At 65.1% G+C, this 647-nt stretch carries 1 protein-coding gene; it reads right to left on the bottom strand.

The window, feature by feature from the left end; all coding sequences use genetic code 11:
• Positions 1 to 647 (bottom strand): EF-Tu C-terminal domain-related protein (locus NKI29_RS33375; protein WP_352726467.1); only part of this gene is annotated, 647 nt, incomplete at both ends.

Here is a 647-nt window from a genome sequence, read left to right as displayed (position 1 = left end):
TACTCTTTGATGGTGACGACGATGCCGGCACCGACGGTGCGGCCGCCTTCACGGATGGCGAAGCGCAGCTTCTCTTCCATGGCGATCGGCACGATCAGCTCGACATCGACGGTGATGTTGTCGCCCGGCATCACCATCTCGGTGCCTTCCGGCAGCGACACGATGCCGGTCACGTCCGTCGTGCGGAAATAGAACTGCGGACGGTAGTTGGTGAAGAACGGCGTGTGGCGGCCGCCCTCGTCCTTGGTCAGGATGTAGGCTTCGGCAACGAACTTCTTGTGCGGCTTGACGGTGCCGGGCTTGGCCAGGACCTGGCCGCGCTCGACGCCTTCACGGTCGACACCGCGCAACAGCGCGCCGATGTTGTCGCCGGCCTGGCCCTGGTCGAGCAGCTTGCGGAACATCTCGACGCCCGTGCAGGTCGTCTTGGTGGTCGGACGGATGCCGACGATCTCCAGCTCCTCGCCGACCTTGACGACGCCGCGCTCGACGCGGCCGGTCACAACCGTGCCACGGCCCGAGATCGAGAACACGTCCTCGATCGGCATCAGGAACGGCTTGTCGAGCGGACGCACCGGCGTCGGAATGTAGGCATCGACCGCAGCCATCAGTTCGCGGATGGCGTCCTCGCCGATCTTCTTGTCGCT

The organism is Mesorhizobium sp. M0678 (assembly GCF_040320505.1).
Lineage (GTDB): Bacteria > Pseudomonadota > Alphaproteobacteria > Rhizobiales > Rhizobiaceae > Mesorhizobium.
Note: the sequence above shows the minus strand (reverse complement) of the source record. Positions and strands in the feature narration are given on the sequence as shown.